Source organism: Streptomyces sp. NPDC058576, from assembly GCF_042718715.1.
GTDB lineage: Bacteria > Actinomycetota > Actinomycetes > Streptomycetales > Streptomycetaceae > Streptomyces.
In genome coordinates this window covers 13,073-31,683 of the sequence record NZ_JBHXPF010000075.1, presented here as the reverse complement: position 1 = coordinate 31,683, position 18,611 = coordinate 13,073, and the positions used below count along the sequence as shown (strand labels likewise).

Genomic DNA, 18,611 nt, shown 5'->3' with positions numbered 1-18,611 from the left:
CCGCCCTCGGGGCCCGGGCTCGCCGTGACCGTTCCGCCGTGGGCCACCGCGATCGACCGGACGATCGAAAGACCGAGGCCCGACCCCGGGCCCATCCGGTCCCGGCCCTCGCCCCGCCGGAACGGCTCGAAGAACCCCGCGATATCGGCTTCGCAGACCACCGGGCCGGTGTTGCGCACCAGCAGGGCCCCCTCCGCGCTCAGCGAGACCTCCACCGAGCCGCCCGGCACGTTGTACGTGACCGCGTTGGCCAGCAGGTTCGCCACCAGCTGGGCGAGCAGCAGCCGGTTGCCGCGCACGGAACAGGCGGCCGCCGCGACCGTCACGGTGGGCCCGTCGTCCGTCCTGTGGCCCGCCGGGCCGCCGATCGCGCCCCGTACCGCCGGATGCCGGGCCGTCTCCTCCGTGACCACCTCGTCGAGGCGGACCGCCTCGCGCTCGTCCGTGGCCAGTCCCCGTTCGCTGTGGGCCAGCACGAGCAGCCCCTCGATGAGCCGCTCGCTGCGCCGATTGGTGTCCAGCAGGGTCTGCCGGGTGCGCACGAGGTCCTCGGGGGACGGGTCGTCCAGGCCGATCTGGATCGCGGCGCGCTGGGTGGCCAGCGGGGTCCGCAGCTCGTGCGAGGCGTTCGCGATGAACCGCCGCTGGCTGTCGAACGCCTTCTCCAGGCGGCCCAGCAGTGCGTCCAGGGTCTCGCCCAGCTCCTTCAACTCGTCGTCGGGGCCGCTGGACGCGATCCGCTCGTGCAGGGTCCGCTCGGAGAGCCTGCGGGCCTTCGCGGTCATCGCGTGGACCGGCCGCAGCACCCGGCCCGCTATCCACCAGCCCACCCCGACCGCACCCGCCGTCATCACGAGCAGCGCGGCGAACGACCAGTTCATGAGCTGTCTGCCCGCCGCGTCGCTGACATGGTCGGTGATCTCGTAGACGGTGGGCGATCCGACGGAGCTACGGGTGATGACAGGGCCGTTCACCGTGGCGCCGGGCGGTTCGACGACGTATCCCGGCGGGCCGACGACGTATCCGGGCGGGCCCACGGCCGCCGAGGAGGCGATGGCCCGCGCATCGGTTTCCGTACCGGCGCGGGAGGCCAGGTTGACGGTGGCCAGCAGCGCGGTGCCGAGCACCAGGAAGACACCCCCGTACACGAGGGCGATGCGGGTCCGGATCGTCGAGTGCGGCAGCTTCGAGGCGTCCACCAGCCGCCGCAGCAGAGCCGTCCGCTTCACAGGGCGTACCCGACGCCCTGCACGGTGCGGATCAGCGCGGGCTCGCCGATTTTGGCGCGGAGCTTGCTCATACAGACGCGCACGGCGCCGGTGAAGGGGTCGGCGTTGGCGTCCCAGGCCCGTTCCAGCAGCTCTTCCGCGCTGACCGTGCCGCCGTCGGCCTCCAGGAGCAGTTGCAGCACGGTGAACTCCTTCGGCGAGAGGTCCAGGTCCCGGCCGTCGCGGAGCGCGGAGCGCCGTACGGTGTCGAGCCGGATGCCGTGCCGTTCCAGCTGTGGCGGTACGGGTCTGGCGCTGCGCCGGCGCAGGGCGCGTACCCGGGAGACCAGTTCGGGGAACTCGAACGGCTTGGCCACGTAGTCGTCGGCCCCCAGGTCGAGCCCGGCGACCCGGTCCTCCATGGCGCCGGAGGCGGTGAGCATCAGGATCCGGGTGCGGGAGCCGGAGGCGACCAGCCGGCGGGCCACGTCGTCGCCGTGCACCCGGGGGAGGTCGCGGTCGAGCACGACCACGTCGTAGTCGTGGAGGCCGAGGTATGCGAGGGCCGCGTCCCCGCTGTACACCGTGTCGACCGCGAAGCCGGCCCGGCGCAGTCCGGTGGCGACCAGCTCCGCGAGGATCTCCTCGTCCTCGGCGACCAGTACCCGCATGGTGATGTCCCCTGCCTCGTGCACGCTTGTCCGCTCCCTCCCAGGATGCGACTTTCCTACGGGAACCATTACGGGAACCGATGTTTCGCAAAGCTCTCCACCGGAGGCCGTCCCTCCGCCCGCACGCGGGTCCCCGGTTATCCGGGTGAGTGGATCTTGATCGGGCCGTTAGGATTTCGACCATGGCGGCCACTGGATCCGAGAAGCAGGGGGCGACGGCGTACTACGTCTCGACCCCCATTTACTACGTCAACGACGCTCCTCACCTGGGCCACGCCTACACGACCGTCGCAGGCGACGTGCTCACGCGCTGGCACCGCCAGCGCGGCGAGAAGGTGTGGTACCTCACCGGCACGGACGAGCACGGTCAGAAGATCATGCGCACGGCCGAGGCGAACAACGTGACTCCGCAGGCCTGGGCGGACAAGCTCGTCGAGGAGGCGTGGAAGCCCCTCTGGGAGCATCTGAACATCGCCAACGACGACTTCATCCGGACGACGGAGAAGCGGCACACCGACCGTGTGCAGGAGTTCGTGCAGGACCTGTACGACAAGGGCGAGATCTACAAGGGCGGGTACGAGGGCCCGTACTGCGTGGGCTGCGAGGAGTACAAGCTCCCCGGCGATCTGATCGACGGCGAGGGCGAGTTCGCCGGGCAGAAGCTGTGCCCGATCCACAAGAAGCCGGTGGAGCTCCTCAAGGAGGAGAACTACTTCTTCAAGCTGAGCGAGTACGGCCCGAAGCTGCTGGAGTTCTACGCGGCGAACCCCGGCTTCATCCAGCCGGAGTCGGCGCGCAACGAGGTCGTGAACTTCGTCGAGCAGGGCCTCCAGGACCTGTCGATCTCGCGCTCGACCTTCGACTGGGGCGTCCCGGTCCCGTGGGACGACAAGCACGTCATCTACGTCTGGATCGACGCGCTCCTCAACTACGCGACGGCCGTGGGCTACGGCGCCAACCAGGAGAAGTTCGACGGTACGTTCCCGGCGAACGTGCACCTGATCGGCAAGGACATCCTCCGCTTCCACTCGGTGATCTGGCCCGCGATGCTGATGGCGCAGGGTCTGCCGCTTCCCGGCAAGGTCGTCGCCAACGGCTGGCTGATGGTCGGCGGCGAGAAGATGTCGAAGTCGAACCTGACCGGCATCAAGCCGCAGGACCTGACCTCGCACTTCGGCGTGGACGCCTACCGCTGGTACTTCCTGCGGGCCATCGCGTACGGCAGCGACGGGTCGTTCTCCTGGGAGGACTTCTCCGCCCGCTACACCTCCGAGCTGGCCAACGACTACGGCAACCTCGCCTCGCGCGTGGCGGCGATGGTCGGCAAGTACTTCGGCGGGGCGCTGCCGGAGGACACGGCCGCCGGTGACGCCGAGCGGGCCGTGCGGGAGGGCCTGGCGAACGCCGTGGCGACGGCCGACCGGAAGATCGGCGAGGAGCTGGACTTCCAGGGCGGCATCCTGGCGATCTTCGACTTCGTGAAGCAGGTCAACGGCTACATCACGGAGCAGGAGCCGTGGAAGGTGGCCAAGGACACCACCCCGGAGGGGCAGGCCCGCCTGGCGACCATCCTCTACACGGCCGCCGAGTCGCTGCGCGGGGTCGCGGTGCTGCTCAACTCCGTGATGCCGGAGACCTCGCAGAAGCTCTGGGAGTCCCTGGGCGCCGAGGAGTCCCTGGGCGCGCTGGCCGACCAGAAGGTCCAGGACGCGGGCGCCTGGGGCATCCTGCCCGTGGGAGCGACGGTGACGAAGGGCGCGGTGCTGTTCCCGCGCCTGGAGGAGAAGCCGGCGTAACGCGTTCGTCCGTACGTCAGGAGCCCGGGACCAGGTGGTCCCGGGCTCCTGACGTACGGCGCCGGATCAGCGTGTCCAGTTCTTGAGCGGCTCGGTGTCCAGCTCGATCCCGACCGGGTCGGGGAGGGTGACGGTCTTGCCGTACGGCACCGTCACGACCTGCTCGTAGCGCACACCGTCGGGCTGCGAGTGGACCTTGACCTCGCAGGTGTCCCGGTCGATCAGCAGGTAGACGGGGATGCCGGTCTCGGCGTACGCACGCGGCTTCTCGACGCGGTCGCGGCGGTCGGTGTCCTCGTCGTACGAGGTGACGTCGACGACCATGAGGACGTCGTCGGGACCGGCCCATTCGCCTTGGCCGACAAAGGTGTCAAGGGGAGCCAGGCTCGCATCGGGACGGGCGTTGCCCTTGCGGTAGGACTCGATACGAAGGCCTTGTTCGCCGAAGAGCCATTGGCTTCCGGGCCACCGGGTCACTTGTCCGGGGATCATCCTCAGCGTACGGCCAAGGAACCCCGCCCGTACGCCCGATCACGACCTCACCGCCCCAGCGTCTCCCCGTCGCCCATCACGATCACCGGGTTCATCGCCGGGTCCAGGGTGCGCAGGAGTTCCTCCATGCGCTCCTCGGGGACGGAGACGCAGCCCTGGGTCGGGCCGCCGTGGTCGACGTGGATCCAGATGCCGCCACCGCGTTCGAGGCCCAGCGGGCGGCGGCGGTTCAGGGGGCTCACGCCCTTCTTGCGGTTGTAGTTGATCGCGACGACGTAGTCGAAGGAGCCCTCCAGCGGCTCGCCGAAGAAGCCCTCGCCGTCCACCGCGAACCGGGGGTGCTCGTCGTACGGCAGCAGCGCGCCCGGGTCGGGGAGCCGGCCGCCCGCGTCGGTGAGCGTGTAGACGCCTGTGGGCGATCTCAGGTCGCCGGCCACGTGGTAGTCCGTCCAGCCCTCCATGCCGTTGTGGGCGGGCCAGGGGCCCGCGACCGGCTCCCAGCCCCTTGCCGGGTCCTCGCGGCTGTACAGGATCGCGCTGGACTTGTTGGAGTCGGCTTCCTCGCCGGTCACGACGAACGCCTGCCGGGCCTCGGCGGGGATCTGGGCCAGGGTCTCCGGTCCCAGGTCCGGGATCTCGGCGGGGCGCGGGGCGGGGGAGGACCGGAGCGCGGACGCCGCGTCGGACTGCGGGCCCGCGGCGCCCTGCCCCGGGGCGCCGACCGGGGTTTTCGCCGGAGCCGCGCCGGAGGAGCAGCCGGTGAGCAGCAGGGCCAGGGCGAGAAGCGGTGCGGCGAGCAGGGCGGGCGGGCGGCGGGGGACGGACACGGTGGCGGGCTCCTCGGGTGGCGGCGGACGGCGCGTCGCGGCAAGGCGGGGTGCGAGAGGGGTGTCTCGGTGCCAGTCTTTGCCGGACCCGACCCGGCCGAACCCGAACCGGGGCCATCCGGCTGTACCGCGTCGCCCGGCTGTCACCGGCGCTCCCGGGTGTGCAACGAAACAGCCCCCGATCGGGTGATCGGGGGCTGTTTCACGTGAAACATGCGCAGAGCGGAGTGGCTCCTCCTTGTCGGGCTCCTACTTGTCGGCGGCGGGCTTCTCCGACGCGCCCTTCGCGGCGACCGGCTTGCACAGCTGGATGTTCAGCTCGCGCAGCCGGGTCTCGTCCAGCTCGGTCGGGGCGCCCATCATCAGGTCCTGGGCGTTGCCGTTGAGCGGGAAGGCGATCGTCTCGCGGATGTTCGGCTCGTCCGCGAGCAGCATCACGATGCGGTCGACGCCGGGAGCGATGCCACCGTGCGGCGGGGCGCCGAGGCGGAACGCGCGCAGCATGCCCGCGAACTCGTGCTCGACGGTCTCGCGGTCGTAACCGGCGATCTCGAAGGCCTTGAGCATCAGTTCGGGCTCGTGGTTACGGATGGCGCCCGAGGACAGCTCGATGCCGTTGCAGACGATGTCGTACTGCCAGGCCAGGATGTCCAGCGGGTCCTTCTCCTCCAGGTCGGCGAGGCCGCCCTGGGGCATCGAGAAGGGGTTGTGCGAGAAGTCGATCTTGCCCGTCTCCTCGTCCTTCTCGTACATCGGGAAGTCGACGATCCAGCAGAACCGGAAGACGCCTTCCTCGAAGTGGCCGGCGCGCTTGGCGGCCTCGACCCGGACGGCCGACATGATCTTGGAGACCTCGTCGAACTCGCCCGCGCCGAAGAAGATCGCGTGGCCCGGGACGAGCGAGAGGCGCTCGGTGAGCGTCTTGACGTCGGTCTCGGTGAGGAACTTGGCGATCGGTCCGGCCAGCGTGCCGTCCTCGCCCACGCGCACCCAGGCCAGGCCCTTGGCACCGTGCTCGACAGCGTACTCACCGAGGCCGTCGAAGAACTTCCGGGACTGGCCCGCGGTGTCCGGGACCGGCAGCGCGCGCACGTGCTTGCCGGCGAACGCCTTGAACCCGGAGTCGGCGAAGACGTCCGAGATGTCGACGAGCTCCAGCTTGGCCCGCAGGTCCGGCTTGTCGTTGCCGTACTTCAGCATCGACTCGCGGAACGGGATGCGCGGGAACGGCGAGGTGACCTCGCGGCCGTTGCCGAACTCGGTGAAGAGCTCGGTCATCAGCTTCTCGATCGGCTGGAAGACGTCCTCCTGCTCGACGAAGGACATCTCGACGTCGAGCTGGTAGAACTCGCCCGGCGAGCGGTCCGCGCGGGCGTCCTCGTCGCGGAAGCAGGGCGCGATCTGGAAGTAGCGGTCGAAGCCCGAGATCATCAGCAGCTGCTTGAACTGCTGCGGGGCCTGCGGCAGCGCGTAGAACTTGCCGGGGTTCAGCCGGGACGGGACGACGAAGTCACGGGCGCCCTCGGGGGAGGTCGCGGTGAGGATCGGGGTCGCCATCTCGTTGAAGCCGAGGGCCACCATCTTGGAGCGGATGGAGGCGATCACGGCCGAACGCAGCAGGATGTTGCGGTGCATGCGCTCGCGGCGCAGGTCGAGGAAGCGGTACTCGAGGCGCCGCTCCTCGTTGACACCGTCCTCGGTGTTGATCGTGAAGGGCAGCGGGCCGGCCTCGCCGAGCACCTCGACCTCGGTGACCTCGATCTCGATCTCGCCGGTCGGCAGCTCCGGGTTGACGTTGTCCGCGCCGCGCGCGGAGACCTTGCCGTCGATCCGGACGACGGTCTCCTTGGTGAGCTTCGCCAGGGCCTCGTTGCCGGGGGTGCCGGGGCGGGCGACGAGCTGCACCAGACCGTAGTGGTCGCGCAGATCGATGAAGAGGATGCCACCCAGGTCTCGGCGATTGTGCAGCCAGCCGCTCAGCCGGACGTCGGTGCCGACGTCAGAGGCGCGGAGCTCGCCGCAGGTGTGGGACCTGTACCGATGCATCGTCGTTCATCCAGTCTTCGCGGTTAGGGGTGGATTGAGCGTCCCCAGGCTACCGCCCGGGGCCGGGAGGCTTCATTTCCCTTTGCGCCGCCGCACCCCTCGCCCCCTGGGCAGGTGGCCGCCCCTCGGTGGCGTGCGCCGAGGAGACCTTCCTAAAGTGGGGCAATGCGCACCGAGGATGTCCTGGCCGCGATCGCGACGGGCCTGTGGCGCTGGGACAACGCAGCCGGCACGGTCACGCTCGACGCGGAGGCGGCCCGGCTCCTCGGCCTGCCTCCCGAGCCCGGCAGCTACCGGGAGTCGGCGGTGCGCTCCCGTTTCCACCCGGTCGACTGGAACGAGATCTACGGGGTGGTGAACCTCGCGGTCACCGAGGGCACCCTCGCCGAGGCGCGGCTGCGGATCGTGGACGAGCGCGGGCAGGTCCTCCGTACCGTGCGCAGCCGCTCCAAGCCGGTCCTCAGCACGGACCAGGACGCCGAGGCCTACGTCCTCTTCGGCACGCTCCAGGAGGTGGCCGAGCCGCAGCCCGGCTCCACCGACGCCGCCCACACGCCGATCACCGGGGACTGGCGGCGGTCCCGGGAGGCGTTCCTCCTGGACGCCGGGCGGGCGCTGGCCGAGGCCCGGTCCACCGAGGAGGTGCTGCGGGTCGCCGGATCGCTGTCCATGCCCGGCTTCTCGCCGGACGGCCTCGCGGTCTTCGGCTCGGCCGGGGAGCGGCTGACGATCATCGGGCACCACGGGCACAACGTCGGGGACGAGGAGCCTTTCACCGACATGCCTCTGGACACCGACTACCCGGCCGCCGAGGTCGTCCGCACCGGGCGCGCGATCTATCTCCCCTCCCCCGACGAGTACCGCCGCCGCTATCCCGCCACCTGGCCGCTCGCCCGGCGCTTCGGCCGCCAGTCCTGGGCCTTCCTGCCGCTGGTCTCCGCCGGCCGCACGATGGGCGCCTGGATGGCCGGGTTCCGGCATCCGGTGGGCTTCTCGCCGGACGAGCGCGCGGTGCTCTCGACGGTCGCCCGGATGCTCGCCCAGGCGCTGGCCCGCGCCGGGGTGGCCGAGACGGAGCGCGAGCTGTCCCTGGGGCTCCAGCGCTCGATGATGCCGACCCTGGGCCCGGAGATCCCGGGCATGACCGTGGCCGCACGGTACGTGCCGACCGGCGGCGGGCTCCAGGTCGGCGGCGACTGGTACGACATGATCCCGCTGCCCAACGGCCGCATCGCCCTGATCATCGGCGACGTCCAGGGCCATGACGTGCGGGCCGCCGGGCTGATGGGCCAGCTCCGCATCGCCCTGCGCGCCTACGCCTCCGAGGGGCACCGCCCGGACGCCGTGCTCTCCAGGGCCTCGCGCTTCCTGTCCGGCCTCACCGACGCGTACGAGAGCGTCGAGGGCGACGCGGAACCCCCGGCACCGCGCTTCGCGACCTGCCTGTACGCGGAGGTGGACCCGGAGGCCGGAACCCTGGACATCGCCCGCGCGGGCCACCCCGACCCGGTGGTGATCAGCGCCGACGGGACCGCGGTGATCCGGCAGACGGCCGGTGGGCTGCCGCTCGGGATCGAGACGGACTCCGACTACCCCACCACGCGGGTGGTCCTGGAGCCCGGCGAGACGATCATGCTGTGCACGGACGGCCTCATCGAGACCGGCGGCCACGACATGGCCACCGGCTGGACCCGGCTGCGCCCGGTCCTGGAGCGGCCCGTCGAGGACCTGGAGGAGCTCGCCGACGCCCTCGTCCAGGCCGTGCACGGGCCGACCTCGCACTACACGACGGGGCCGCTCGCGGACCGGCGGGAGGACGACATCGCGGTCCTGGTGCTGCGGCGCGAGAGCGTCCCGGCCCGGAAGGCGCCCGCCCGCCGCAGCGTCCTGACCATCGCGCAGGCCGAACCCGAGCGGATCTCCGTCGGCCGGCAGCTCGTGCGTGAGCTGCTGCACGACTGGAGTGACGCCGAGCAGGTCGACTCGGCGGTCCTGATGGTCTCCGAGATGGCCACCAACGTGCTCGTCCACACGGACGGGGACGCGCTGATGGTGGCGGAGGTCTCCGGCGAGCGGGGGGAGCGGCGGCTGCGTGTCGAGGTCGCCGACGCCAGTGACGAACTGCCGCACAAGCGGCGGCCGGGCGAGATGGCGTCCAGCGGGCGGGGTCTGGTGCTGATGGAGATGCTCGCGGACGCGTGGGGGGTGGATCCGCGGGGGGAGGGGAAGTCGACCTGGTTCGAGCTGTACGAGTCGGATGAGCCGGGGGAGTTGGCGGCGGCCGCGGCCTCCTGAGCGTGGGGCCCTTCGGGCCCGGTTCCTCGGAGGTCCTGGGGCTCGGGCCCCTTGAGAGCGCGGGCCCACCACCGCGAGGGTTCCGTCCTCAAGCGCCGGACGGGCTGGGAATCCGGGCCTCGGCCCCTCCCGGAGCGCGGGCCCTCCGCCCGCGCGGTTCCGTCCTCAAGCGCCGGACGGGCTGGGGTGGGCGCCCGACGGGCCTGGGTGGCCGTCCGGCGGGCCCGGGTGGCCGTCCGATGGGCCGGCTCCTCTGCGCAGTTCGCCCAGGACGCCGAAGGCCGCCGCGCACAGGGGTACGGCCAGGAGCATGCCCAGCAGGCCGGCCACGCTCGCGCCCGCCGTGATCGCGATCATGATCATGGCCGGGTGCATCTGGACCGTACGGCTCTGGATCATCGGCTGGAGCACATGGCCCTCCAGCACCTGGACCGCGAGCACCACCCCCAGCGTCCACAGGGCGATCACGAACCCCCGGTCGGCCAGCGCGACCAGAACGGCGACGGCGCCGGAGAGGAAGGCCCCGAGGTACGGGATGTACGCGCCGACGAACACCAGCGCGCCGAGCCCGACCGCCCCCGGAACGTCCAGGATCAGCAGGCCCACCGTGATGCACACGGCGTCGATCAGGGCGATGAACGTGGTGCCGCGCATGAAGCCCTCGACGGCCTCGAACGCCCGGCGTCCCATGGCCTCCACCAGGTCCCCGGTGCCGCGCGGGGCCACCGTGTGGGCCAGGTGCACCGCCCGGTCCGAGTCGCGCAGGAAGAAGAACGTCAGCAGCAGGGCCAGCACACTGGTCGCCACCAGCGAACCGATCAGGCTGATGCCGCTGAGCAGACCGCCCGCCGCGCTCGCCCCGAACTTCTCGACCAGGTTCTTCGCGTTGTCGGCCAGGTCGTCCACGTTCGTGGCCCCGGCGATGTCGAGGTGGTCGACGACCCATTGGCCGGCGTCCTTCAGCGAGGCGACGATCTGGTCGCCGGAGTCGACGAGGGCGGTGACGACGATGTAACCGGCGCCCCCGACCACGCCGACGAGGGCCGCACAGGTCAGTCCGGCGGCCAGGGAACGGTTGAGGCGACGCGCGACGAGCCGGCGGTGGACGGGGCCGAGCAGAGCCGTGCCGAGCAGGGCGAGCAGCACCGGGGTGACCGCGGTCTTGAGGGCGACCACCAGCCAGATCGCTACGGCGGCAACGCCCACGACGAGCAGGACGACACCGCACCAGGCGGCCGCGCGGCGGGCGCTCTCGGGGAGGAGGGGCTTGGGTGCGGGCACCCTCCCAGCCGATCACGGTGTGCGTCGGCGGGCTCGTCGACGCACACCGTACGGGTGACGGCTCGTCACATGCCGTGGACCGCGGGGACCGTGCCCAGGCGGCCTGCCTGGAAGTCCTCGAAGGCCTGCTTCAGTTCGGCCTGACTGTTCATCACGAACGGCCCGTAGTGGGCCATCGGCTCCCGGATCGGGCGGCCGCCGAGGAGGACGACCTCCAGGTCCGGGGTGTTGCCGTCCTGCCGCTCGTCCGCGCGGACGGTCAGCGAACCGCCGGCCCCGAACACCGCGGTCTGGCCCATCGTGACGGGGCGGCGCTCCGCGCCGACCGTGCCGCGGCCGGCCAGGACGTACGCGAGGCCGTTGAAGTCCTCGCGCCAGGGCAGGGTCACCTCCGCGCCGGGCCGGACGGTGGCGTGGATCATCGTGATCGGGGTGTGGGTGATGCCGGGGCCCTGGTGGCCGTCGAGTTCACCGGCGATGACCCGGAGCAGCGCGCCACCGTCGGGGGAGGCGAGGAGCTGGACCTCGCCGCCGCGGATGTCCTGGTAGCGCGGGTTCATCATCTTGTCGGCCTTGGGCAGGTTCACCCAGAGCTGGAGGCCGTGGAAGAGGCCGCCGGACAGGACGAGCGACTCCGGCGGGGCCTCGATGTGCAGCAGACCCGAGCCGGCGGTCATCCACTGGGTGTCACCGTTCTCGATGGTGCCGCCGCCACCGTTGGAGTCCTGGTGGATAAAGGTGCCGTCGATCAGGTAGGTCACCGTCTCGAAGCCGCGGTGCGGGTGCCAGGGGGTGCCCTTCGGCTCCCCCGCGGCATACTCCACCTCACCCATCTGGTCCATCATGATGAACGGGTCGAGGTGCCGGTAGTTGATCCCCGCGAACGCGCGGCGGACGGGGAAGCCCTCGCCCTCGAAGCCGCTGGGCGCGGTCGTGACGGCGAGCACGGGACGGGCCGCGGCGTCACCCGAAGCGGCCACCTTGGGCAGGGTCAGCGGGTTGTCGACAGTCACTGCGGGCATGTGAGCCACCTCCGGGCGAGTCTTCTGCGATCAATTTAGTTGAATGGTGAACATCCTGCAAGGCGTCGCGCATTCCCGGAGCACGGCCACACAGGGCGAGGGCCCGCGCCGCACCAGGCGCGGGCCCTCGCCCGACAGAAGAAACCGCAGGTCAGCGACCCACAGACGCAGCACTCCTACCCGTACATGCGCCGCATCGCGAAGTCGACCATCTGCTCGACGGCCTTGGCGTCGAAGACCATCCGGTGATCGCCCTCCATGTCCAGGACGAAGCCGTACCCCGTCGGCAGCAGGTCGATCACCTCCGCCCCGGTGATCACGAAGTACTTGGACTCCTTGCCCGCGTACCGCCGCAGCTCCTTGAGCGTGGTGAACATCGGGATCACCGGCTGCTGCGTGTTGTGCAGCGCCAGGAAGCCGGGGTTGTCGCCGCGCGGGCAGTAGACCTTCGACGTGGCGAAGATCTGCTGGAAGTCCTCGGCGGAGAGGGAGCCGGTGGTGAAGGCCCGGACCGCGTCGGCCAGGGAGGGCGGCGACGGTTCGGGATACAGCGGCTGCTCCCCGTAGCCGCCGCCCATCTGACCCATCTGGCCCATCTGACCCATCTGCTGCTGAGCACCAGGGTTCTGGTCGTAGCCGTACATGCTGCAAAGAGTAATCGGACACATCTACGGCTTGAGGGGTTGCGCCTTATTACTGACGGGTAGCATCATCGGAGAGGTCAGCTGATAGACCTACGCCTGCCTGTCGCCCGACCCGCATCTCTCCCCGGGGCGCTGCGCGCCACTGCTATTGATTACGGAGCCTTCCCATGGGGCACTACAAGTCGAATCTCCGCGACATCGAGTTCAACCTCTTCGAGGTGCTCGGGCGCGACAAGGTGTACGGCACCGGTCCGTTCGGTGAGATGGACGTCGACACCGCGAAGAGCATCCTGGACGAGGTCGCCCGCCTCGCGGAGAACGAGCTCGCCGAGTCCTACGCCGACGCCGACCGCAACCCGCCGGTCTTCGACCCGGAGACCAAGACCGCCCCGGTCCCGGCGAGCTTCAAGAAGTCGTACCAGGCCTTCATGGACTCCGAGTACTGGCGTCTGGGCCTCCCGGAGGAGATCGGCGGAACGACCTCCCCCCGCTCCCTGATCTGGGGCTATGCGGAGCTGCTGCTCGGCGCGAACCCGGCCGTGTGGATGTATTCCTCCGGCCCGGCCTTCGCCGGCATCCTCTTCGACGAGGGCAACGAGGAGCAGAAGAAGATCGCGGAGATCGCCGTCGAGAAGCAGTGGGGCTCGACGATGGTGCTGACCGAGCCGGACGCCGGCTCGGACGTCGGGGCCGGCCGGACGAAGGCCGTGCGGCAGGACGACGGCTCCTGGCACATCGAGGGCGTGAAGCGCTTCATCACCTCGGGCGAGCACGACATGTCCGAGAACATCATCCACTACGTGCTGGCCCGCCCCGAGGGCGCAGGCCCCGGCACCAAGGGCCTCTCGCTCTTCATGGTCCCGAAGTTCCACTTCGACTGGACCAACGGCGAGCTGGGCGAGCGCAACGGCGTGTACGCGACGAACGTCGAGCACAAGATGGGCCTCAAGGCGTCCAACACCTGCGAGATGACGTTCGGCGACCAGCACCCCGCCAAGGGCTGGCTGATCGGCGACAAGCACGACGGCATCCGCCAGATGTTCCGCATCATCGAGTTCGCCCGCATGATGGTCGGCACGAAGGCCATCGCCGCCCTCTCCGCGGGCTACCTGAACGCCCTGGAGTACGCCAAGGAGCGCGTCCAGGGTCCGGACCTGGCGAACTTCATGGACAAGACGGCGCCCAAGGTCACCATCACGCACCACCCCGACGTGCGCCGCTCGCTCATGACGCAGAAGGCGTACGCCGAGGGCATGCGCTCGCTGGTGCTCTACACCGCCTCCGTCCAGGACGCGATCCAGGAGCAGGAGGCCGCGGGCGAGGACGCCAAGGCGCTGAACGGCCTCAACGACCTGCTGCTGCCGATCGTGAAGGGCTACGGCTCCGAGAAGTCCTACGAGCAGCTCGCGCAGTCGCTCCAGACCTTCGGCGGCTCCGGCTACCTCCAGGAGTACCCGGTCGAGCAGTACATCCGGGACGCCAAGATCGACACCCTCTACGAGGGCACCACGGCGATCCAGGGCCAGGACTTCTTCTTCCGGAAGATCGTCCGCGACCAGGGCGCCTCGCTCAACACGCTCTCCGAGGAGATCAAGAAGTTCCTCGCGGGCGCCCAGGGCAACGAGGAGCTGGCCCCCGCGCTGGACTCGCTCGCCAAGGCCGCCGTGGACCTGGAGGCGATCGTCGGCACGATGATCACCGACCTCACCGCGACCGGCGAGGACGTCAAGAACATCTACAAGGTCGGCCTCAACACGACCCGCCTGCTGATGGCCTCCGGCGATGTCGTCGTCGGCTATCTGCTGCTCAAGGGCGCGGCCGTGGCCGCCGAGAAGCTGCCGACCGCCTCCGCCAAGGATGTCGCCTTCTACCAGGGCAAGATCGCCGCCGCGAAGTTCTTCGCCACGAACGTCCTGCCCGGCGTCTCGACCGAGCGCGCGCTCGCCGAGTCGATCGACAACTCGCTGATGGAGCTGGACGAGGCCGCGTTCTAAGGAATCGCTCCCCTGTTTCGTCAACACGCGCCGCCACCCGGAATTCGTTCGGGTGGCGGCGCTGTCGTATCAGCTGGGTACGCTGAGTGCACGGCCCAGAATCCCGTCCATGGGAGGAACCATGACCGCCGAGGCACAGTCCGAATCGCTGCACCGTCCGTCGGACGGCTCCAAGTGGCCGGTCCCGCCTGCGGACGGCTACACCGTGGACGAATTCTTCACGCTTGACCTCCCGCCGCACACAGAGCTGATCGACGGGCGCCTGGTTTTCGTGAGTCCGCAGCGGAAGTTCCACACGCTGGCGATGTATCTACTGGAGCAGGGTTTGCGCCTCCATGTGCCCGGGCACCTGCGCGTGCGTCGGGAGATGGCGGTCGTCCTGGGCAAGCGGAGTGTGCCCGAGCCGGATCTGGTCGTGGTGTCGGCAGAGGCGGACGGCAATCAGCTCCAGACCCGCTACGAAGCCGCCGACGTCCTCCTCGCCGTGGAGGTCGTCTCCCCCGACTCCGAGGACCGGGACCGGGACACCAAGCCGCACAAGTACGCGGCGGCGGGCATCAAGCACTTCTGGCTGGTCGAGATGGCCGGCGAGAACGACCGCCCCATGGTCATCACCTACGAGCTCGACCCGGTCAACAAGACCTACGTCTCCACCGGCGTCCACCACGACCGGCTCAAGCTCTCCGCCCCGTACGACATCGACATCGACCTGACCTCGATCGACGAGCTGTAGGGGCTGGGATCTCTCCCGGTCACCGGATACCGGACCCCGGGTCCTCGTTACAGTGAAGAACATGAGTTCCCCTCTCCGGTTCGACCGTGCGCACACCGATGACCTGATGTCCTTCCTGGCGGCCAGTCCGTCCCCGTACCACGCCGTCGCCAATGCCGCCGCCCGGCTGGAGAAGGCCGGCTTCCGGCAGGTCGAGGAGACCGCCGCCTGGGACGCCTCGACGGGCGGGAAGTACGTGCTGCGCGGCGGGGCGATCGTCGCCTGGTACGTGCCGGAGGGCGCCGAGGCGCACACCCCGTTCCGGATCGCCGGGGCGCACACCGACTCCCCGAACCTGCGGGTGAAGCCGCTGCCCGACACCGGGGCGCACGGCTGGCGCCAGATCGCCGTCGAGGTCTACGGCGGGACTCTGCTGAACACCTGGCTGGACCGGGATCTCGGTCTGGCCGGGCGGATCTCGCTGCGCGACGGCACCCACCGGCTGGTCAACATCGACCGGGCGCTGCTGCGGGTGCCGCAGCTCGCCGTGCACCTGGACCGGTCCGCCAACGCCGAGGGGCTCAAGCTCGACCGGCAGAAGCACATGCAGCCGATCTGGGGACTCGGCGATGTCGAGGAGGGCGACCTGATCCGCTTCGTCGCCGAGGAGGCGGGCGTCGACGCGGAGGACGTCACCGGCTGGGACCTGATGCCGCACGCCATCGAGCCGCCGTCCTACCTGGGCCGGGACCGGGAGCTGCTGGCCGGGCCCCGGATGGACAACCTCCTCTCGGTGCACGCGGCGACCGCCGCCCTGGCCGCCGTCGCCGGGCAGAGCGACGCCGACATCCCGTACATCCCGGTGTTCGCGGCCTTCGACCACGAGGAGAACGGCTCGCAGTCCGACACCGGGGCCGACGGCCCGCTGCTCGGATCGGTGCTGGAGCGTTCGGTGTTCGCGCGCGGCGGTAGTTACGAGGACCGCGCCCGTGCCTTCGCCGGGACGGTCTGCCTGTCCTCCGACACCGGCCACGCCGTGCACCCCAACTACGCGGAGCGGCACGACCCGACACACCACCCGGTCGCCAACGGCGGACCGATCCTCAAGGTCAACGTCAACATGCGGTACGCCACCGACGGCAGCGGCCGTGCGGTGTTCGCCGCGGCCTGCGAGAAGGCGGGCGTGCCGTGGCAGAGCTTCGTGTCCAACAACGCGATGCCCTGCGGCACCACGATCGGACCGATCACCGCGGCCCGGCACGGCATCCAGACCGTGGACATCGGCGTGGCGATCCTCTCGATGCACAGCGCCCGTGAGCTGTGCGGCGCGGACGACCCGTATCTGCTGGCGAACGCGCTCACCGCGTTCCTGGCCGGCTGACCGGAAGAGGCCCAACCGCTCCCGCACACATGGTTGTTGCCGGGCCGGGTACGCGGGTCGTACACCGGCCCGGACTCACCGGGCGGTCGAGGAGGCGGAATTCATGGGACTCGGAGGATGCATTCTCCTGATCGGTGCGGGCGCGATCCTGGCGTTCGCCACCGACTGGAAGATGGACACCGTCAATGTCGACCTGGTCGGCTGGATCATGATGCTCGTCGGCCTCGTGGGGGTCTTCGTCTACATGAGCATCGCGCGGCGCCGCCGGATGGTCGTGCCGCCCACCACCACCGTCGTCCAGGACGACCAGCAGCGCTACCAGTGACGGCCCGCGCCCCGGGCCGCCCCGAGCAGGGGCGACCCGTCCGGCGCATCAGCCCTGCTCGTCCATGCCTGCCAGCACCAGCGGCAGCCGGGGCGTTCCTCCCGCGGTCACGCGGACGGGGACGCCCCAGTCCTGTTGGTGCACATGGCAGGCCGGGTACTCGTTGGCCGGGTCGTCGTCGCAGGACGCCGCCATCGCGGAGACGTGCAGCACGCCCTCGGTGACGCCGTCCGCGAGGACCAGATCGCGCCCGAGGTCCGTTCCCGCGCCGGAGCCCTCCGCCAGCAGCTCGGGCGGGGTGGCGGAGACCAGGAGCCGGGTCGAGGGGCCGTAGCGGGTGTCCAGCTTCTGCCCGGCGGGCGCCTGGAAGACCACGTCGAGGCGGAGGGTGCCGGGGGCGATCTCGGTGGCGGCCCGCTGGGTGCGGTGCGCCTGATCCACCACCTGGACCGCCTCCTCGGGCAGCCGGAGACGGGTCAGCCGGTGCCGGGCCGACTCGACGACGACGAGATCGCCGTCGACCAGCACCGCGTCGCTGGGCTCGCGGACATCGGTGGCCAGCGTGGTGACCTCGCCGGAGGCCGGGTCGTAGCGGCGCAGTGCGTGGTTGTACGTGTCGCTGATCGCGACGGACCCGTCGGGCAGCGCGGTCACGCCGAGCGGGTGTTGCAGGAGCGCCTGGGAGGCTGCCCCGTCGCGGTGGCCGAAGTCGAAGAGGCCGGTGCCGACGGCGGTGTGGACGTGCCCGTCGCGGTCGACCCAGCGCAGCGCGGAGGTCTCCGAGTCGGCGACCCAGAGCCGCTCCCCGTCGGCGGAGACGGCGAGCCCGGACGGCTGGGCGAACCAGGCCTCGGCGGCCGGCCCGTCGACCAGGCCCTCGTTGGTGGTCCCGGCGGCGACGCGTACGGCCTGGGCCTCCGGGTCGTACGACCACAGCTGGTGCACGCCCGCCATGGCGATCCACAGCCGGTCGCCGAACCAGGCGAGGTCCCACGGCGAGGAGAGGTCCACCTCGCGCGCCGGACCGCTGGTCGGGGTCCCCTGCCACCACTGGCGGCCGGTCCCGGCGAGGGTGCTGGTCACCCCGGTCGTGAGGTCCAGGGCGCGGATCGCGTGGTTGACGGTGTCCGCGACGGCGATCCGGCCGTCGGGGAGCGCGGCGAGCCCCTGCGGTTCGCTGAACCGGGCCTGGTCCGGGCCGCCGTCGCTCAACCCGCGTTCGCCCGTGCCGAAGTGGCGTCGAACGGTCTCGCCGTCCGCGTCCAGCTCGACGATGCGGTGGCGGGTGGTGTCGGAGACCAGGAAGCCGCCGTCGGGCAGGAGCAGCGCCTTGCCGGGGAACCGCAGATGCGTGGCGACGGGCTCGGGCGCGACGTACGGGCCGTCGCCGCGGCGCAGCGTCCCCTTGGCCCCGTGCTCGGCCTCCAGCTCCTCGACGAGCTTCTCGATGGCGTGCGCGTGGCCCTCGCCCGCGTGCTGGGCGACGACATAGCCCTCGGGGTCGATCACGACGAGCGTCGGCCAGGCGCGGACGGCGTACTGCTTCCACGTGGCCAGCTCGGGGTCGTCGAGGACGGGGTGGTGGACCTCGTAGCGCTCGACCGCGTCGACGACGGCCTGGTGCTCGGCCTCGTGGACGAACTTCGGCGAGTGGACGCCGATGATCACCACCGTGTCGCGGTGCTTCTCCTCCAGCTCGCGCAGCTCGTCCAGGACGTGCAGACAGTTCACGCAGCAGAACGTCCAGAAGTCGAGGATGACGATGCGTCCTCGCAGGTCAGCGAGGGTGTACTGCTGGTCGCCTGTATTGAGCCAGCCGCCTTTGCCGATGAGTTCGGGGGCGCGGACGCGTGCACGTGTAGCCATGCCACCAGTCAACACCGTGACCGCCTGCGCGCATTCCGCCGGGCCCCGGGG

At 70.5% G+C, this 18,611-nt stretch carries 14 protein-coding genes and 1 pseudogene; 6 read left to right on the top strand and 9 right to left on the bottom strand.

What is annotated here, in order from left to right:
- Positions 1 to 1,229 (bottom strand): sensor histidine kinase (locus ACFWRV_RS32555; protein ID WP_384339514.1); only part of this gene is annotated, 1,229 nt, incomplete at its 3' end.
- Positions 1,226 to 1,879, bottom strand: coding sequence for a response regulator transcription factor (locus ACFWRV_RS32550; RefSeq protein ID WP_384339517.1), 654 nt, complete (start codon positions 1,877 to 1,879; stop codon positions 1,226 to 1,228). The genes ACFWRV_RS32555 and ACFWRV_RS32550, both read right to left, overlap by 4 nt.
- A 182-nt stretch (positions 1,880 to 2,061) precedes the next feature.
- Between ACFWRV_RS32550 and metG the strand changes: the two genes are divergently transcribed.
- Positions 2,062 to 3,675: a methionine--tRNA ligase gene (metG, locus tag ACFWRV_RS32545; RefSeq protein ID WP_384339513.1), complete on the top strand. Its 1,614-nt coding sequence runs from the start codon at positions 2,062 to 2,064 to the stop codon at positions 3,673 to 3,675.
- Positions 3,676 to 3,741: 66 nt separating this feature from the next.
- On the opposite strand, the pseudogene ACFWRV_RS32540 reads toward metG, so the two are convergent.
- From ACFWRV_RS32540 to aspS, 3 genes and pseudogenes are all read right to left on the bottom strand, one after another.
- A pseudogene (locus tag ACFWRV_RS32540) lies at positions 3,742 to 4,203 on the bottom strand (Uma2 family endonuclease); the annotation flags it as partial.
- A gap of 11 nt (positions 4,204 to 4,214) precedes the next feature.
- The gene (locus ACFWRV_RS32535; protein WP_384339512.1) at positions 4,215 to 4,994 is read right to left on the bottom strand and encodes a L,D-transpeptidase family protein; all 780 of its coding nucleotides are present in this window, start codon (positions 4,992 to 4,994) and stop codon (positions 4,215 to 4,217) included.
- A gap of 249 nt (positions 4,995 to 5,243) precedes the next feature.
- Positions 5,244 to 7,040 carry an aspartate--tRNA ligase gene (gene aspS / locus ACFWRV_RS32530; RefSeq protein WP_384339511.1) on the bottom strand — a complete coding sequence of 599 codons (1,797 nt, stop codon included), beginning with the start codon at positions 7,038 to 7,040 and terminating at the stop codon, positions 5,244 to 5,246.
- Positions 7,041 to 7,205: 165 nt separating this feature from the next.
- Here aspS and ACFWRV_RS32525 point away from each other — a divergent pair, with 165 nt between their 5' ends.
- On the top strand, positions 7,206 to 9,335 hold the full coding sequence (locus ACFWRV_RS32525) for a SpoIIE family protein phosphatase (RefSeq protein WP_384339510.1): 2,130 nt from the start codon (positions 7,206 to 7,208) through the stop codon (positions 9,333 to 9,335).
- A gap of 165 nt (positions 9,336 to 9,500) precedes the next feature.
- Here ACFWRV_RS32525 and ACFWRV_RS32520 read toward each other — a convergent pair whose 3' ends face one another.
- The 3 genes from ACFWRV_RS32520 to ACFWRV_RS32510 all read right to left on the bottom strand — a co-directional run bounded on the left by ACFWRV_RS32520 (position 9,501) and on the right by ACFWRV_RS32510 (position 12,282).
- Positions 9,501 to 10,616, bottom strand: coding sequence for an AI-2E family transporter (locus ACFWRV_RS32520; protein WP_384339509.1), 1,116 nt, complete (start codon positions 10,614 to 10,616; stop codon positions 9,501 to 9,503).
- A 65-nt stretch (positions 10,617 to 10,681) separates the two neighbouring features.
- On the bottom strand, positions 10,682 to 11,638 hold the full coding sequence (locus ACFWRV_RS32515; RefSeq protein ID WP_384339508.1) for a pirin family protein: 957 nt from the start codon (positions 11,636 to 11,638) through the stop codon (positions 10,682 to 10,684).
- Positions 11,639 to 11,814: 176 nt separating this feature from the next.
- Positions 11,815 to 12,282: an SseB family protein gene (locus tag ACFWRV_RS32510; RefSeq protein ID WP_006125898.1), complete on the bottom strand. Its 468-nt coding sequence runs from the start codon at positions 12,280 to 12,282 to the stop codon at positions 11,815 to 11,817.
- Between the two features lie 167 nt (positions 12,283 to 12,449).
- Between ACFWRV_RS32510 and ACFWRV_RS32505 the strand changes: the two genes are divergently transcribed.
- The 4 genes from ACFWRV_RS32505 to ACFWRV_RS32490 all read left to right on the top strand — a co-directional run bounded on the left by ACFWRV_RS32505 (position 12,450) and on the right by ACFWRV_RS32490 (position 16,694).
- A complete protein-coding gene (locus tag ACFWRV_RS32505) occupies positions 12,450 to 14,276 on the top strand; it encodes an acyl-CoA dehydrogenase (protein ID WP_384339507.1) in 1,827 nt (608 codons plus the stop codon).
- A gap of 109 nt (positions 14,277 to 14,385) precedes the next feature.
- Positions 14,386 to 15,009, top strand: a complete 624-nt coding sequence (locus ACFWRV_RS32500; RefSeq protein ID WP_384339506.1) for a Uma2 family endonuclease — start codon at positions 14,386 to 14,388, stop codon at positions 15,007 to 15,009.
- A 61-nt stretch (positions 15,010 to 15,070) separates the two neighbouring features.
- Entirely contained in the window at positions 15,071 to 16,369 is a 1,299-nt protein-coding gene (locus tag ACFWRV_RS32495; RefSeq protein WP_384339505.1) for a M18 family aminopeptidase, read from the top strand.
- A gap of 103 nt (positions 16,370 to 16,472) precedes the next feature.
- Positions 16,473 to 16,694 (top strand): DUF6458 family protein, encoded by a 222-nt coding sequence (locus ACFWRV_RS32490; protein WP_030707566.1) that lies wholly within the window; start codon positions 16,473 to 16,475, stop codon positions 16,692 to 16,694.
- A gap of 48 nt (positions 16,695 to 16,742) precedes the next feature.
- Here ACFWRV_RS32490 and ACFWRV_RS32485 read toward each other — a convergent pair whose 3' ends face one another.
- Entirely contained in the window at positions 16,743 to 18,560 is a 1,818-nt protein-coding gene (locus ACFWRV_RS32485; protein WP_384339504.1) for an NHL domain-containing thioredoxin family protein, read from the bottom strand.
- Positions 18,561 to 18,611 lie beyond the last annotated feature (51 nt).

Excerpts from the sequence above, each read along its gene's own strand:
- ACFWRV_RS32550 (WP_384339517.1), bottom strand. The coding sequence starts at position 1,879 with ATGCGGGTACTGGTCGCCGAGGACGAGGAGATCCTCGCGGAGCTGGTC.
- metG (WP_384339513.1), top strand. The coding sequence starts at position 2,062 with ATGGCGGCCACTGGATCCGAGAAGCAGGGGGCGACGGCGTACTACGTC.
- aspS (WP_384339511.1), bottom strand. The coding sequence starts at position 7,040 with ATGCATCGGTACAGGTCCCACACCTGCGGCGAGCTCCGCGCCTCTGAC.
- ACFWRV_RS32525 (WP_384339510.1), top strand. The coding sequence starts at position 7,206 with ATGCGCACCGAGGATGTCCTGGCCGCGATCGCGACGGGCCTGTGGCGC.
- ACFWRV_RS32515 (WP_384339508.1), bottom strand. The coding sequence starts at position 11,638 with ATGCCCGCAGTGACTGTCGACAACCCGCTGACCCTGCCCAAGGTGGCC.
- ACFWRV_RS32510 (WP_006125898.1), bottom strand. The coding sequence starts at position 12,282 with ATGTACGGCTACGACCAGAACCCTGGTGCTCAGCAGCAGATGGGTCAG.
- ACFWRV_RS32505 (WP_384339507.1), top strand. The coding sequence starts at position 12,450 with ATGGGGCACTACAAGTCGAATCTCCGCGACATCGAGTTCAACCTCTTC.
- ACFWRV_RS32500 (WP_384339506.1), top strand. The coding sequence starts at position 14,386 with ATGGGAGGAACCATGACCGCCGAGGCACAGTCCGAATCGCTGCACCGT.
- ACFWRV_RS32495 (WP_384339505.1), top strand. The coding sequence starts at position 15,071 with ATGAGTTCCCCTCTCCGGTTCGACCGTGCGCACACCGATGACCTGATG.
- ACFWRV_RS32490 (WP_030707566.1), top strand. The coding sequence starts at position 16,473 with ATGGGACTCGGAGGATGCATTCTCCTGATCGGTGCGGGCGCGATCCTG.
- ACFWRV_RS32485 (WP_384339504.1), bottom strand. The coding sequence starts at position 18,560 with ATGGCTACACGTGCACGCGTCCGCGCCCCCGAACTCATCGGCAAAGGC.